Below are 13,908 nucleotides of genomic sequence, written 5' to 3' on the forward strand. Positions count from 1 at the left end.
TCTTCCACCTGAACCGCTTCGAGAGCATCGAGCAACTACAGGCCGGCATCCGCCAATACATCCACTACTACAATCACCACCGCATCAAGCTCAAGCTAAAAGGCCTGAGCCTGGTTCAGTACCGGACCCAGGCCTTCGGACCTTAGCTTTTTACCGTCCAACTTCTTGGGGTCAGTTCATTGCGCAGCCCCTTTTTATTTGCCGGCGCCTTTGCATGGGGCGCCTGCCCAGCCCGTTGCCTACCCCTGCACGTCACTCGCCCAAGGTTCCGCCGTCAACCGTTCCGCCAGATACTCGATCAGCGCCTGCACCCGCGCCGGCCGCCGGCGCCCGGGCGGCGTGACGATGTGCAGCGCGATGGGGTCGACCCGCCAGTCGTCCATGGCGGTTTCCAGCGCGCCCGATTGCAGGTCTTCCCAGGCCAGGAATTCCGGTTGCAGCGCCAGGCCCAGGCCGGCCTGCAGCGCGGGTGACAGCGCCTCGGCGTTGTTGACGTTCAGCTGCACCGGCAGCGACTGCGAGAACTCGCCGTGCTTCTCGTGGCGGAAGCGCCAGCTCGAGCCGTTGCGCGCGTACATGTACTGCAGCGCGGTGTGCTGCGCCAGGTCGCGCGGATGCTTGGGCTTGCCGGCGCGCTTGAAGTAGCCGGGCGCGCCCACCAGCAGGATGCGCACCGAGCACAGCCGCCGCGCCAGCAGCGTCGAGTCCACCAGGTTGGAGATGCGCAGGGCCAGGTCGAAGCGCTCGGACACCAGGTCCGACTGCTTGTCGTTGAATTCGATCTCCAGGTCCACGTCGGGATGCGCCTGCATGAAGGGCGGCAGCATCGGCGCCAGGTGCGTGACGCCGAAGGACATGGGCGCGGCCAGGCGGATCTTGCCGCGCAGGCTGGTGGATTTCTCGGTGACCTCGGCTTCGACCGCCTCGCCCTCTTCCAGGATGCGCGCGGCGCGCTCCAGCGCCGCATAGCCGGACTCCGTCAACGACATGCTGCGCGAGGTGCGGTGGAACAGCATGGTCTTCATCTTGGTTTCCAGACGGGTGATGGTCTTGGACACCGTGGCCTGGGACAGGGACAGTTCTGCCGCCGCCTTGGCGAACGAGCCCGTGTCGGCGACCTTGGCGAAGATCGCCCAGCCTTCCAGATCCGGCAGTTTATTCATGATGATTCTCGCAAAGAAAGTGGCGTCGATGATAGCGGCTGGCTATGTGACGAACAAGAACGCCCGGGGAAGGCCGGGCGGGAAACACCCGGGTCATGGGGATCATGCAAAAAATGGAAAGGATGCAATTCCCGGTTGCGGATTCTCAGGTGGAGGGCGGATCCCTAATATGCCCATACCGACAGACGACGTGAACGAAACCCCTCAAGCGGCATTCGGACACGGCGGCAGCGGGGCAGGCCGGAACGGTTTGCGCAGTGCCCGAATTCACCTAGCCGCATTTCCTTGAACGATTCCTTGAAAGAGAGAGCCACCATGTCCGCCAACAAGTACCTCGAAGTCCTGACCCCGCAAAACAGCCAGATCATCTTCATCGATCAGCAGCCGCAGATGGCTTTCGGCGTGCAGTCGATCGATCGCCAGACGCTCAAGAACAACGTGGTGGGCCTGGCCAAGGCCGCGCGCACCTTCAACATCCCGACCACCATCACCACGGTGGAAACCGACGGCTTCTCGGGCAACACCTTTCCCGAACTGCTGGCCGTGTTCCCCGAGAACAAGATCCTGGAACGCACCTCGATGAATTCGTGGGACGACCAGAACGTGCGCGATGCGCTGGCCGCCAACGGCCGCAAGAAGATCGTGGTGGCGGGCCTGTGGACCGAAGTCTGCAACACCACCTTCGCGCTGTGCGCCATGCTGGAAGGCGACTACGAGATCTACATGGTGGCCGACGCCTCGGGCGGCACCTCGGCCGACGCGCACAAGTACGCGATGGACCGCATGATCCAGGCCGGCGTGGTGCCGGTGACCTGGCAGCAGGTGATGCTGGAGTGGCAGCGCGACTGGGCTCGCAAGGAGACCTATGACGCCGTGACCGGCATCGCCAAGGAACACTCGGGCGCCTACGGCATGGGCATCGACTACGCCGTCACCCACGTCCACAAGCTGGCCGAGCGCGTGACGCACGGCGAACGCATCGGCCCCAACCCGGCCAAGTAAGCCGCCTGCCGGGCCGGCGGTGGCGCCGCCACCCCCGGCCGGCGTGATTCCCTTTCGAACACGGCAGGCGGCATGATGAACGCCCCTGGCGACCCCCGAGCGATCCAGGAGCGTTCCATGCCGAACACCCCCCCTCATTCCCCGGGCAGCGGCTTCGCGCCGCTGCGCCAACCCGTCTTCGCCGTGCTGTGGGCGGCCGCGGTGCTGGGCAACGTCGGCAGCTTCATGCGTGACGTCGCCAGCTCCTGGCTGGTGACCGACCTGTCGGCCAGCCCGGCGGCGGTGGCGCTGATCCAGACGGCGGCGACGCTGCCGATCTTCCTGCTGGCGATTCCGGCCGGCGTGCTGTCGGACATCCTGGACCGCCGGCGTTTCCTGATCTTCGTGCAGTTGCTGCTGGCATCGGTCAGCGGCACGTTGCTGCTGCTGTCGCACTTTGGCGCGTTGACGGTGGACTACCTGATCGCCCTGACGTTCGTCGGCGGCATCGGCGCGGCGCTGATGGGGCCGACGTGGCAGTCGATCGTGCCGGAGCTGGTGCCGCGCGAGGACCTCAAGGGCGCCGTGGCGCTCAATTCCCTGGGCATCAACATCGCGCGCGCCATCGGTCCGGCGGCGGGCGGCCTGATCCTGGCCAGCTTCGGCGCGGCGGTGACCTACGGCATGGACGTATTGAGCTATGCGTTCGTGATTGCCGCCCTGGTGTGGTGGAAGCGCCCGGCCAAGGTCGACAGCGCCCTGTCGGAGAACTTCTTCGGCGCGTTCCGGGCCGGCCTGCGCTACACGCGGGCCAGCAAGGAACTGCATCGCGTGCTGCTGCGCGCCGCCGTGTTCTTCCTGTTCGCCAGCGCGGTCTGGGCCCTGCTGCCGCTGGTGGCGCGGCAGATGCTGGGCGGCTCCTCGGGCTTCTATGGCGTGCTGCTGGGCGCCGTGGGCGCGGGGGCCATCATCGGCGCGCTGGTCATGCCCAAGCTGGGCGCCAAGCTCAACGCCGACGGCCTGGTGCTGCTGGCCTCGGTCGTCAGCGCGGTGGTGATGGGCGTGCTGGTGTTCGCGCCGCCCAAGTGGCTGGCGGTGCTGATGCTGGTGCTGCTGGGCATGGGCTGGATCACGGCGCTGACCACGTTCAATGGCGTGGCCCAGGCGATCCTGCCCAACTGGGTGCGGGGCCGCGGCCTGGCGGTGTACCTGATGGTGTTCAACGGCGCGATGGCGGCGGGCAGCCTGGGCTGGGGCCTGGTGGCGCGGGAGATCGGCGTGCCGTATGCGCTGGTGGTGAGCGCGGTCGGCTTGGTGGCCGTGGCGCTGCTGTTTCACCGGGCGCGGCTGCCGGTGGGCGAGGCCGACCTGCAGGCGTCGAACCACTGGCCCGAGCCGCTGGTGTCCGCGCCGGTGGCCAATGACCGCGGTCCGGTGCTGATCCAGGTCGAGTATCGCGTTCGGCAGGCGGATCGTCCCGCCTTCCTGGAAGCGATGCAGCGCCTGTCGCAGGAGCGACTGCGCGACGGCGCCTACGCCTGGGGCGTGGTCGAGCACACGGGCGATCCGGAGCGCGTGATGGAGTGGTTCTTCGTGGAGTCGTGGGCCGAGCATCTGCGCCAGCACCATCGCGTCTCGCACGCCGATGCCGACCTGCAAGCCGAAGCGCTGCGCTTTCACATCGGTCCCGACAAACCCGAAGTGCATCACTTCCTGGCGTTGAAACGCTGACCGCAACGCGCGGCACCCATTCCCCCGACCTGGAGTCTCGTCATGATCGAGCGCCGTCCCCTTACTACCCTGGGCCATGCCCGCCGTGGCTGGCTCGACGTGAAGCACCATTTCTCCTTTGCCAACTACCAGGATCCCGCGCGCATGCGCTGGGGGGCGCTACGCGCCTGGAACGACGAGACCATCGCGCCAGGCGCGGGCTTTGAACCGCTGCTGCACACGGATGTGGAAATCATTACCTGCGTGCGCGAAGGCGCGCTGACGCACGAGGATGACCTGGGCAACCGCGGCCGCACGCGTGCCGGCGACGTGCAGGTCATGAGCGCCGGCAGCGGCGTGACGCACGCCGAATTCAATATGGAAGGCGGCCCCGCGCGCGTGTTCCAGATCTGGCTGGAGCCGGACCGCCGCGGCGTGCCGCCCAGCTGGGGCCGCAAGTCGTTCGCCCGCGAGGCCTGCCACGGCCGCTTCGTCACGCTGGCCAGCGGCATCGAGGGTGACGACGACGCCCTGCCGATCCGCAGCGACGCGCGGCTGCTGGCCGTGGCGCTCAAGGCCGGTGAAGCCGCCACGTATCGCTTTGCGCACGGACGGCGCCGTGGCTACCTGGTGTCTTCCAAGGGACGGCTGACCATCAACGATGTCGAGATCGGCAGCGGCGACGGCGCCGCGATCCTGGACGAGACCGACGTGCGCATCACCGCGCTGGACGATGCCGAGCTGCTGTTGGCCGATACCCATGCATGACCCATCACACACACGAGGACGCACATGAAGATCTATCTACTTTCCCTGGGCGCCGGCCTGCTGGTCGGCGTGGTGTACAGCCTGCTGCAGGTGCGTTCGCCCGCGCCGCCGCTGGTGGCGCTGATCGGCCTGCTCGGCATCCTGGTCGGCGAGCAGATCGTGCCGGTGGGCAAGCAACTGCTCAACGGCACGGCGTTCGTTGCCGCCTGCGACAAGGAGAAGGCGGTCAGCCACGTATTCGGGCAACTGCCCGGCCGACAGGTGAAAGACAAGGATCACAGCTGATTCCCTTCCCGCACCAGAGGAGATAATCGTATGCCGACCCGCCGCGACCTTATCGGTGTTGCTTCCACGCTTGCTCTGAACAGCCTGTTGGGCGGATGTGCCACTGCCCGTTCCAAAGGAGAACCCCCCATGTCAAATGCCTCGAACGCCACTCCCGATGTCATCTTCCACAACGGCCGCATCACCACGCTGGACCGCGCCAAGCCGCTGGCCAGCGCCGTGGCCATCAAGGACGGCCGCTTCGTCGCCGTCGGCACCGACGCCGAGGTCATGGCACTGGCCGGGCCCGGCACCCGGCGCGTCGACCTCAAGCAGCGCAGCGCCCTGCCCGGCCTGTTCGACAACCACACCCATGTGGTGCGCGGCGGCCTGAACTACAACATGGAACTGCGCTGGGACGGCGTGCGCTCGCTGGCCGACGCCATGGCGATGCTCAAGCGCCAGGTCGCCATCACGCCGGCGCCGCAATGGGTGCGGGTGGTGGGCGGTTTCACCGAGCACCAGTTCGCCGAGAAGCGCCTGCCCACGATCGAAGAAATCAACGCCATCGCGCCCGACACGCCGGTGTTCCTGCTGCACCTGTATGACCGCGCCCTGCTCAACGGCGCCGCGCTGCGCGCGGTGGGCTACACCAAGACCACGCCCAATCCGCCGGGCGGCGAGATCATCCGCGACGCGCAGGGCAACCCCACCGGGCTGCTGCTGGCCAAGCCGAATGCGACCATCCTGTACGCCACGCTGGCCAAGGGCCCCAAGCTGCCGTTCGACTACCAGGTCAATTCCACGCGCCATTTCATGCGCGAGCTGAACCGCCTGGGCGTGACCGGCGTGATCGACGCGGGCGGCGGCTTCCAGAACTATCCCGACGACTACGCCGTGATCCAGAAGCTGGCCGACGAAGGGCAGATGACGGTGCGGCTGGCCTACAACCTGTTCACGCAGAAACCCAAGCAGGAGAAGGAAGACTTTCTCAAGTGGACCTCGAGCGTGAAGTACAAGCAGGGCACCGACTACTTCCGCCACAACGGCGCCGGCGAAATGCTGGTGTTCTCGGCCGCCGACTTCGAGGACTTCCGCATCGAGCGCCCGGACATGCCGCCGGAGATGGAAGGCGAGCTGGAGGAAGTGGTGCGCGTGCTGGTGCAGAACAAGTGGCCGTGGCGGCTGCATGCCACCTATGACGAGACCATTTCGCGCGCGCTGGACGTGTTCGAGAAGGTCAACCAGGACACGCCGCTGACCGGGCTGAACTGGTTCTTCGACCATGCCGAGACCATTTCCGACAAGTCGATCGACCGCATCGCCGCGCTGGGCGGCGGCATTGCCGTGCAGCACCGCATGGCCTACCAGGGCGAGTACTTCATCGAGCGCTACGGCGCGGCCGCGGCCGAGGCCACCCCGCCCATCGCCAAGATGCTGGATCGCGGCGTGAAGGTCTCGGCCGGCACCGACGCCACCCGGGTCGCGTCCTACAACCCTTGGGTGTCGCTGTCGTGGATGGTGACCGGCAAGACCGTGGGCGGCACGCGCCTCTATCCGGCGCGCAACTGCCTGGACCGCGAGACCGCGCTGCGCATGTGGACCGAGAACGTGGCCTGGTTCGCCAACGAGGAAGGCAAGCGCGGCCGCATTCAGCCGGGCCAGCTGGCCGACTTCATCGTGCCGAGCAAGGATTACTTCCGCTGCAGCGAGGACGAGATCTCGTTCCTGACCTCGGACCTGACGGTGGTCGGCGGCCGCGTGGTCTACGGCGCGGGCGAATTCGGGTCCGAGGACGACAACGCGCTGCCGCCGGCCATGCCGGACTGGTCGCCCACGCGCCTGTTCGGCGGCTATGCCGCCTGGGGCGACCCCGACGGCGCCGGCCGCAATTCGCTGGGCTACCGCAACATGGCGGCCTGCGCGTGCGCCAGCAGCTGCGGGCTGCATGGGCATGACCATGCCAAGGCCTGGGCCTCGAACGCGCCCAGTTCCGACCTCCAGGGCTTCTTCGGCGCGCTGGGTTGTTCCTGCTGGGCAGTCTGAGGAGGCCGGCCATGAACGCGACCTTTCAATGGGAGCGGCGGCTGGCCAGCCTGGCCCGGCCGCTGTTCGGCTCCTCCGCCGTGCGGTTCCTGGCCTACCTGGGCCTGTGCGCCGCGTACCTGCAGGGCGGGCTGGTCAAGCTGACCGACTTTCCCGGCGCGCTGGCGGAGATGGCGCATTTCGGGCTGGCGCCCGGACCGTTGTTCGCGGTGCTGGTGATCGCGCTGGAACTGGCGGCCTCCGCCATGATCCTGAGCGGCCGCCTGCGCTGGCTGGGGGCGCTGGCGCTGGCTGTCTTCACGCTGGCGGCCACGGGCATTGCGCTGCGCTACTGGGAGATGCCGGTCGGCCAGGAACGCTTCATGGCCGCCAATGCGTTCTATGAGCACCTGGGGCTGGCGGGGGGATTGTTGCTGGTGGCGTGGCTGGATCTGCGCGAGCCGCGCCCGGACGGCGCGACCGCCTGACGGCGGGACGCCGCGGGCAAAAAAAGGCCCCGATTCCGGGGCCTTGTCGTTTCCAGGCGAGGGGGGCCGCTGCCCTCACCGCCCCGGCCGCGCCTTCAGGTCCGCCATTTCCTCCTGCATCAGCTGGTGCGCATAGCGCGAGAACACGCTCACCAGCCGGGTACGGGTATGGTACGGCGGGTACAGCAGCGCCACCGTGACCGGCACCGCCGGGCTGAAGGGGCGGACCTCGACGCCGTTGGCTTCGTATTCCTCGCGCGCCGCCAGCGGGTTGATCAGCGCCACGCCCAGGCCGGCGCCGACCAGCGCACAGACCGACGAGCCCAGCCCGGCTTCGGCCACCGTCTGGCGCTCGACCTTGGCGGCCTTGAAGACCGCGTCGATCTTCTCCCGCAGCGGCGTGGCGCTGGGGAAGGCGATGAAGGGTTCGCCGGCGAAGTCGGCGGGCTTGAGCTTTTTCAGCTTGGTCAGCCGGTGGCCCTTGGGCAGCACCGCCACGCAGTTCATGGTCAGCACCGGTTCAACCTGGATGCCGGGGCTGTCGCCCGACAGCATGGCCAGGCCGGTGTCGCAGAAGCCCGAGCTGATCCAGTTGTGCACGGCGCTGGCGTTGCCGGAGTGGATCGAGACCATGACGTCCGGGTATTCGGTCTTGAAGGCGGCCACGATGCGCGCCAGCAGGCCGCCGGCCAGGCGCGGCATGGCGGCCACGCTCAGGCGGCTGGCGCTGAACGAGCGGATGCTGGCCGCCGCCGATTCCAGGCCGGCCAGGCCAATGAAGGTCTTTTCCACCTCTTGAAAGAAGCGCGAGCCGTCCTGGGTGGGGGTCAGGCGGCTGCCATTGCGGTCGAACAGGGGAAACTGGGTGATTGCTTCCAATTGCGCGATTAAGCGGCTAACGTGCGGCTGCGAGGTGTGCACTCGTCGCGCCGCCGCCGTCATGGATCCGGTCATCATGACAGCACGGAAAGCCTCGATGTGTCGCAAGCCCATTCGTGTAATGGCCATATCAAATCCGTATAGAGGAATACCCGATTGGAACTGGATAAAACCATAACGCTAGTTGATACTTTTTGCCAGCCGCGGGGCTCATCGCGGGACGCGGCGGTTCGCATGCAATCCGGCACCGCTGTTCGTGAACATAAACACGCGCCGCACGACCGGCGCCAAGGGAATACGATGAAAGCATTTGCCGCGATTTCGGTCGCCGCTGCCCTGTTCGGCAGCGCCGCCGCCCACGCCGAAGGCCCCAGCCGCCTGGACAAGATCCGCGACACCGGCGTGATCACCATCGGCCACCCCGAGACCTCGGTGCCGTTCGCCTACCTGGACGGCAACCAGAAGCCGATCGGCTATACCGTCGAGATCTGCCAGGAAATCGCCCAGCACATCAAGACCGCGCTGAAACTGCCCAAGCTGGACGTGCGCTACAACCCGACCACGTCCGCCACCCGTATCCCGCTGCTGGCCAACGGCACCATCGACCTGGAATGCGGCAACACCACCAACAACCTCGAACGCCACAAGCTGGTGTCGTTCGCGCCCACCACGTTCGTGGCGCAGGTGGTGCTGGTGGCGCGCAAGGACGGCGGCGTCGATCCCAACAACCTGGCGTCGTTCCGCGGCAAGACCATCGCCGCGCAGGCCGGCGGCCAGACCTTCAAGCTGATCTCGCGCCTGAACGCCGAGGGCAACCTGGGCATCAGCATGGCGCCCACCAAGGATACGGCGGAAACGCTGCTGATGGTGGAATCCGGACGCGCCGCCGGGTCGGCCAACGATGACGGCATCGCCTATGGCGTGGTGGCCTCGTCCAAGAACCCGGACGCTTTCGTGATCGGCACCAAGGGCCTGGAACTGGCGCCCTACGGCATCATGCAGCCCAAGGACGATCCGGCCTTCAAGAAGGTGGTGGACGACGCCGTGCTGGACCTGATCAAGACCGGCCGCGTCGCCGCGATCTACGACAAGTACTTCAACTCGCCGATCCCGCCCAAGCAGATCAACCTGAAGTACCCGATGAGCGACGCGCTCAAGCGCGCGCTGGCGCATCCGACCGACTCCGGCGACCCCAAGGCCTACGAGTAAGCCGGCCCGCCGCGGCGGCCCCGTCATGGGCGTCGCGGCGCCGCGCGACCCGGGGCGCCGCCCGCCGGCGCCCTCTTCTTTGGTTGTCCACAGGTCCTGAAGCATGAATTACAACTGGAACTGGAGCATCTTCCTGGAGATGTCGCCCGACGGCGTGCATACCTTCCTGGAGACGATCCTGATCGGCGTGGGCTGGACCCTGGCGCTGGCCCTGACGGCGTGGGTGTTCTCGCTGTTGCTGGGGTCGTGCCTGGGCGTGATGCGCACCGCCTCGTCGCGCCTGGCCAATGCCGTCGGCGCGACCTATGTCGAGATTTTCCGCAACGTGCCGCTGCTGGTGCAGATGTTCCTGTGGTACTTCGTGCTGCCCGAGCTGCTGCCGCACGCCTGGGGGCTGGCCATGAAGCAGATGCCGCAGCCCTGGGGGCAATTCCTGCCGGCGGTGCTGTGCCTGGGCTTCTACGGTTCGGCGCGCGTGGCCGAGCAGCTGCGCGCCGGCATCCAGTCGCTGCCGCGCGGCCAGTTTCAGGCGGGCACGGCGCTGGGGCTGACCGAGACGCAGGTGTACCGCTACATCATCCTGCCCGAGGCCTATCGCATCGTGCTGCCGCCCCTGACCTCGGAGTTCATGGGCACGATCAAGTATTCGTCGGTGGCGCTGACCATCGGCCTGCTGGAACTGACCGGCCAGACCCGCTCGATGGCCGAGTTCAGCTTCCATATCTTCGAGGCCTTCACGGCCGCGACCGTGATCTACCTGATCCTGAACGGCATCGTGGTCCTGGGCATGCGCCTGCTTGAACGCCATGTGGCGGTTCCCGGCCTGATCGGCGCGGCGGCCAGGAACGGGCGCTAGGAATCGACATGGGCAAATTCGATTTCGACGTCATCGGCAGCGCGCTGCCGTACCTGTTCCAGACCGGCATGACCTTCACGCTGACCCTGACGCTGCTGGCGGCGGTGATGGGGCTGGCGCTGGGCACGGTGCTGGCCATGATGCGGCTGTCGCGCTTCCGGATCCTGTCGGTGCCGGCGGGCATCTACGTGAACGTGATGCGTTCGGTGCCGCTGCTGCTGGTGATCTTCTGGTTCTACTTCCTGGTGCCCTATATCGCCGCCTGGATCGTGGGTTCGCCCACGCCGCTGCGGGTGGGAGCGTTCAATTCGGCGGTGGTCACGTTCACGCTGTTCGAGGCCGCGTACTTCTGCGAGATCATGCGCGCCGGCATCCAGTCGATCTCGCGCGGCCAGGTCTCGGCCAGCATGGCGCTGGGCCTGAACCACTGGCAGGGCATGCGCTACGTGATCCTGCCGCAGGCCATCCGCAACATGGTGCCGGCGCTGCTGACGCGGGTCATCATCCTGTTCCAGGACACCTCGCTGGTGTACGTGCTGTCGCTGACCGACTTCCTGGGCGCGGCGTCCAAGATCGGCCAGCGCGACGGCCGGCTGGTGGAACTCTATCTCTTCGTGGCGGTGGTGTATTTCGTGATCTGCTTCACGGCATCCCGTCTGGTCAAACGGCTGGAAAAGCGCGTGCGGGTGCTGCGCTAGGCGCCCAGGTTATCCACAGGTCCAACGATGCAACTCTCTTCGAAACCCCCGATGATCGAGATCAAGCAGGTCAGCAAGTGGTATGGCGACTTCCAGGTGCTGGATGACTGCTCCACCACCGTTGGCCGGGGCGAGGTCGTGGTGGTGTGCGGCCCGTCCGGGTCGGGCAAGTCGACCCTGATCAAGACCGTCAACGCGCTCGAACCCTTCCAGAAGGGCGACATCGTGGTCAACGGCATCCATGTGGGCGATCCACGCACCGACCTGCCCAAGCTGCGTTCGGTGGCCGGCATGGTGTTCCAGCACTTCGAGCTGTTCCCGCACCTGTCGGTGACCGAGAACCTGTGCCTGGGCCAGCTCAAGGTGCTCAAGCGCGGCAAGGACGAGGCCCGCGCCCGCGCGCTGGCGCTGCTGGAGCGGGTCGGCCTGTCGGCGCACAAGGACAAGCATCCGGGCGAGCTGTCCGGCGGCCAGCAGCAGCGCGTGGCGATCGCCCGCGCCCTGTCGATGGATCCGGTGGTGATGCTGTTCGACGAGCCGACCTCGGCGCTGGATCCGGAGATGGTCAACGAAGTGCTGGACGTGATGACTGACCTGGCCGGCGAAGGCATGACGATGATGGTGGTGACCCATGAAATGGGGTTCGCCCGCCGCGTCGCCGACCGTGTGATTTTCATGGACGGCGGCAAGATCGTCGAAGACTGCCCGAAGACGGCCTTCTTCGACGATGTCGAGGCGCGCGCGCCGCGCACGCGCCAGTTTCTTTCCAAAATTCTGCAGCACTGATTGTTATGACCCAGCGGATTTCCGTCGACTCCTCCAGCGCACTCGTCGACCTGCGCAGCGACACGGTGACCCACCCCACCGCCGCCATGTACGAGCGCATGCGCACCGCCCCGATCGGTGACGACGGGCTCGATGGCGACCCCAGCGTGCGCGCGTTGGAGGCCCACGTTGCCGCGCGCCTGGGCAAGGAAGCCGGGCTGTTCGTGCCCAGCTGCACCATGGCGAACCTGCTGGCGGTGCTGGCGCAGAGCCAGCGCAACGAGCAGGTGGTGCTGGAATCGGCCGCGCACATGTATACGTCCGAGCGCGGCGCCGCCACTTTCACCGGGCTGTTCTACCAGGGCGTGACGGGCACCGATGGTGCCATGGACCTGAACCGCCTGGAAGACGCGCTGCAGTCCGGCGGCCACAAGCTCAAGACCGCGCTGGTGGCGATGGAGACTTCGCACAACAACGCTGGCGGCACGGTGCTGCCGCTGGAACACATGCAGGCGGTCCATGGCATGGCGCAGGACTGCGGCGTGCCGGTGCACCTGGACGGGGCGCGCCTGTTCAACGCCGCGGTGGCGCTGGGCGTGGCGCCGGCCGAGATCACGCGCCATGCCGACACGGTGTCGCTGTGCCTGTCCAAGGGCCTGAGCGCGCCGGTGGGCGCGGTGCTGACCGGCGCGCGGCCGGTGATGGCGCGCGCCCGCATGCTGCGCCGCATGCTTGGCGGCACGCAGCGCCAGGCCGGCATCATGGCCGCGGCCGGGCTGGAAGGCGTGCAGACCATGGGCGACCGCCTGGTCGAGGACCACGCGCGCGCGCGCCGCCTGAGCGATGGCCTGAACCGGCTCGATCCGTCCTTGTCGGCCACGGTGCCGCAGACCAACATCGTCCAGGTCGAGACCGCCGACACGGGCATGACCAATGCGCACTGGGTCACGGCGCTGGAAGGCGCGGGCCTGCTGACGCGGCCGTGGGGCCGCACGCGCCTGCGCTGCGTGACGCACCGCCATATCGACGACGAGGACATCGACCGCGCCATCGAGGCCTTCAAAAAGGTGCTGGCAAGCCGCTGAATCGGCGTTTTTCGGGGGCGGGCGATGCGATAATGCAGGCATGTCCGCTACCCACCTCTCCAAGAAAGACTATCTCTGCGCGCTGGCGGTAGTGGTGATCTGGGGCCTGAACTTCGTGGTCATGAAGTTCGGCCTCAAAGGCCTCTCGCCCATGATGCTGGGCGCCCTGCGGTTCGCCCTGGCGGCTTTCCCCCTGGTGTTGTTCGTGCGGCCGCCGCGCCTGCCCTGGCAATGGATCGCGGCCTATGGACTGGTGCAGGGCCTGGGCCAGTTCGGCCTGTTGTTCACGGCCCTCAAGTTCGGCATGCCGGCGGGCATGGCTTCGCTGGTGATCCAGACCCAGGCGTTCTTCACGCTGCTGCTGGCCGCGCCGATACTGCGCGAGCGAGCCCGGCCGCATCATTGGGCCGGATTGGGCGTGGCGGCGCTGGGGCTGGCGGTGATCGCCGCGGGCCGCGGCGACGGGCCGGGGCAGATGACCATGGTGGGCTTTGTCCTGACGCTGGGCGCGGCTTCCATGTGGGCGGTGTCCAACATCATCGTGCGGCTGGCCAGCCGCAAGGCCCCTGGCTACGATCCTTTCGCCTTCATTGCCTGGAGCAGCGCCGCGCCGGTGTTGCCCTTTCTGGCGTTGGCGGTGATGGCGGATGGCTGGGACGCGGTGACGGACATGATCCTGGGCATCGGCTGGGGCGAGGCGCTGTCGGTGCTGTACCTGGCGGTGCTGGCCACGCTGCTGGCCTATACCCTGTGGACCCAGCTGCTGACGCGCCATCCGGCCGCCAAGATCGCGCCGTTCTCGCTGCTGGTGCCGGTGGTGGGGTTGTGGGCCGCATCGGCGGCCTTCGACGAACGGTTGCAGCCGTTGCAGTGGGCCGGCGCGGGCTGCGTGCTGATGGGGCTGGTCATCAACCAGGTGGGCGGGCGCTGGCTGCGCAACCGCTGATCCCGCCGCGCGCATTGCGCTTCGTCGATTCGGCGGTCGCCGCGCCCGCCTCGGCGTTGCTGCGCCGGTTC

The 13,908-nt window shown here is 67.3% G+C and carries 15 protein-coding genes; 13 read left to right on the top strand and 2 right to left on the bottom strand.

Features of this window, described 5'->3' with window-relative positions:
- The coding region (locus tag HV742_RS17695) for an IS3 family transposase (protein ID WP_175146023.1) at window positions 1–146 on the top strand (146 nt) is incomplete at its 5' end.
- A 93-nt stretch (window positions 147–239) separates the two neighbouring features.
- Here the strand turns inward: HV742_RS17695 and HV742_RS17700 are convergent.
- Complete coding sequence (locus HV742_RS17700) at window positions 240–1,163, bottom strand: LysR family transcriptional regulator (RefSeq protein WP_059268724.1); 924 nt, start codon at window positions 1,161–1,163, stop codon at window positions 240–242.
- Window positions 1,164–1,478: 315 nt separating this feature from the next.
- Here HV742_RS17700 and HV742_RS17705 point away from each other — a divergent pair, with 315 nt between their 5' ends.
- From HV742_RS17705 to HV742_RS17730, 6 genes are all read left to right on the top strand, one after another.
- The gene (locus tag HV742_RS17705) at window positions 1,479–2,165 is read left to right on the top strand and encodes a hydrolase (RefSeq protein WP_047992354.1); all 687 of its coding nucleotides are present in this window, start codon (window positions 1,479–1,481) and stop codon (window positions 2,163–2,165) included.
- Window positions 2,166–2,282: 117 nt separating this feature from the next.
- Entirely contained in the window at window positions 2,283–3,875 is a 1,593-nt protein-coding gene (locus HV742_RS17710) for an MFS transporter (RefSeq protein WP_063580917.1), read from the top strand.
- A 42-nt stretch (window positions 3,876–3,917) separates the two neighbouring features.
- Window positions 3,918–4,622, top strand: a complete 705-nt coding sequence (locus HV742_RS17715) for a pirin family protein (protein ID WP_054418846.1) — start codon at window positions 3,918–3,920, stop codon at window positions 4,620–4,622.
- A gap of 24 nt (window positions 4,623–4,646) precedes the next feature.
- A complete protein-coding gene (locus HV742_RS17720) occupies window positions 4,647–4,907 on the top strand; it encodes a XapX domain-containing protein (RefSeq protein WP_049070330.1) in 261 nt (86 codons plus the stop codon).
- A gap of 129 nt (window positions 4,908–5,036) precedes the next feature.
- Window positions 5,037–6,932 carry an amidohydrolase gene (locus tag HV742_RS17725; protein WP_217482409.1) on the top strand — a complete coding sequence of 632 codons (1,896 nt, stop codon included), beginning with the start codon at window positions 5,037–5,039 and terminating at the stop codon, window positions 6,930–6,932.
- 11 nt (window positions 6,933–6,943) lie between these two features.
- The gene (locus tag HV742_RS17730) at window positions 6,944–7,399 is read left to right on the top strand and encodes a DoxX family protein (protein WP_054418842.1); all 456 of its coding nucleotides are present in this window, start codon (window positions 6,944–6,946) and stop codon (window positions 7,397–7,399) included.
- A gap of 75 nt (window positions 7,400–7,474) precedes the next feature.
- Here HV742_RS17730 and HV742_RS17735 read toward each other — a convergent pair whose 3' ends face one another.
- On the bottom strand, window positions 7,475–8,407 hold the full coding sequence (locus HV742_RS17735; RefSeq protein ID WP_006389526.1) for a LysR substrate-binding domain-containing protein: 933 nt from the start codon (window positions 8,405–8,407) through the stop codon (window positions 7,475–7,477).
- A gap of 171 nt (window positions 8,408–8,578) precedes the next feature.
- On the opposite strand from HV742_RS17735, the gene HV742_RS17740 reads away from it, so the two are divergent.
- From HV742_RS17740 to HV742_RS17765, 6 genes are all read left to right on the top strand, one after another.
- Window positions 8,579–9,487, top strand: a complete 909-nt coding sequence (locus tag HV742_RS17740) for an amino acid ABC transporter substrate-binding protein (protein ID WP_049070333.1) — start codon at window positions 8,579–8,581, stop codon at window positions 9,485–9,487.
- 103 nt (window positions 9,488–9,590) lie between these two features.
- Window positions 9,591–10,343, top strand: a complete 753-nt coding sequence (locus HV742_RS17745; protein WP_175146025.1) for an amino acid ABC transporter permease — start codon at window positions 9,591–9,593, stop codon at window positions 10,341–10,343.
- Window positions 10,344–10,351: 8 nt separating this feature from the next.
- On the top strand, window positions 10,352–11,041 hold the full coding sequence (locus tag HV742_RS17750; RefSeq protein WP_049070337.1) for an amino acid ABC transporter permease: 690 nt from the start codon (window positions 10,352–10,354) through the stop codon (window positions 11,039–11,041).
- 51 nt (window positions 11,042–11,092) lie between these two features.
- The gene (locus HV742_RS17755) at window positions 11,093–11,827 is read left to right on the top strand and encodes an amino acid ABC transporter ATP-binding protein (protein WP_049070339.1); all 735 of its coding nucleotides are present in this window, start codon (window positions 11,093–11,095) and stop codon (window positions 11,825–11,827) included.
- A 5-nt stretch (window positions 11,828–11,832) separates the two neighbouring features.
- Window positions 11,833–12,891: a threonine aldolase family protein gene (locus HV742_RS17760; protein WP_175146026.1), complete on the top strand. Its 1,059-nt coding sequence runs from the start codon at window positions 11,833–11,835 to the stop codon at window positions 12,889–12,891.
- A gap of 40 nt (window positions 12,892–12,931) precedes the next feature.
- A complete protein-coding gene (locus tag HV742_RS17765) occupies window positions 12,932–13,837 on the top strand; it encodes an EamA family transporter (protein WP_175146027.1) in 906 nt (301 codons plus the stop codon).
- Window positions 13,838–13,908 lie beyond the last annotated feature (71 nt).

Origin of the sequence: Achromobacter ruhlandii (assembly GCF_902859695.1) — a bacterium.
In the GTDB taxonomy this organism is placed as follows: domain Bacteria; phylum Pseudomonadota; class Gammaproteobacteria; order Burkholderiales; family Burkholderiaceae_B; genus Achromobacter; species Achromobacter ruhlandii.

Excerpts from the sequence above, each read along its gene's own strand:
- HV742_RS17700 (WP_059268724.1), bottom strand. The coding sequence starts at position 1,163 with ATGAATAAACTGCCGGATCTGGAAGGCTGGGCGATCTTCGCCAAGGTC.
- HV742_RS17705 (WP_047992354.1), top strand. The coding sequence starts at position 1,479 with ATGTCCGCCAACAAGTACCTCGAAGTCCTGACCCCGCAAAACAGCCAG.
- HV742_RS17710 (WP_063580917.1), top strand. The coding sequence starts at position 2,283 with ATGCCGAACACCCCCCCTCATTCCCCGGGCAGCGGCTTCGCGCCGCTG.
- HV742_RS17715 (WP_054418846.1), top strand. The coding sequence starts at position 3,918 with ATGATCGAGCGCCGTCCCCTTACTACCCTGGGCCATGCCCGCCGTGGC.
- HV742_RS17720 (WP_049070330.1), top strand. The coding sequence starts at position 4,647 with ATGAAGATCTATCTACTTTCCCTGGGCGCCGGCCTGCTGGTCGGCGTG.
- HV742_RS17725 (WP_217482409.1), top strand. The coding sequence starts at position 5,037 with ATGTCAAATGCCTCGAACGCCACTCCCGATGTCATCTTCCACAACGGC.
- HV742_RS17730 (WP_054418842.1), top strand. The coding sequence starts at position 6,944 with ATGAACGCGACCTTTCAATGGGAGCGGCGGCTGGCCAGCCTGGCCCGG.
- HV742_RS17735 (WP_006389526.1), bottom strand. The coding sequence starts at position 8,407 with ATGGCCATTACACGAATGGGCTTGCGACACATCGAGGCTTTCCGTGCT.
- HV742_RS17740 (WP_049070333.1), top strand. The coding sequence starts at position 8,579 with ATGAAAGCATTTGCCGCGATTTCGGTCGCCGCTGCCCTGTTCGGCAGC.
- HV742_RS17745 (WP_175146025.1), top strand. The coding sequence starts at position 9,591 with ATGAATTACAACTGGAACTGGAGCATCTTCCTGGAGATGTCGCCCGAC.
- HV742_RS17750 (WP_049070337.1), top strand. The coding sequence starts at position 10,352 with ATGGGCAAATTCGATTTCGACGTCATCGGCAGCGCGCTGCCGTACCTG.
- HV742_RS17755 (WP_049070339.1), top strand. The coding sequence starts at position 11,093 with ATGATCGAGATCAAGCAGGTCAGCAAGTGGTATGGCGACTTCCAGGTG.
- HV742_RS17760 (WP_175146026.1), top strand. The coding sequence starts at position 11,833 with ATGACCCAGCGGATTTCCGTCGACTCCTCCAGCGCACTCGTCGACCTG.
- HV742_RS17765 (WP_175146027.1), top strand. The coding sequence starts at position 12,932 with ATGTCCGCTACCCACCTCTCCAAGAAAGACTATCTCTGCGCGCTGGCG.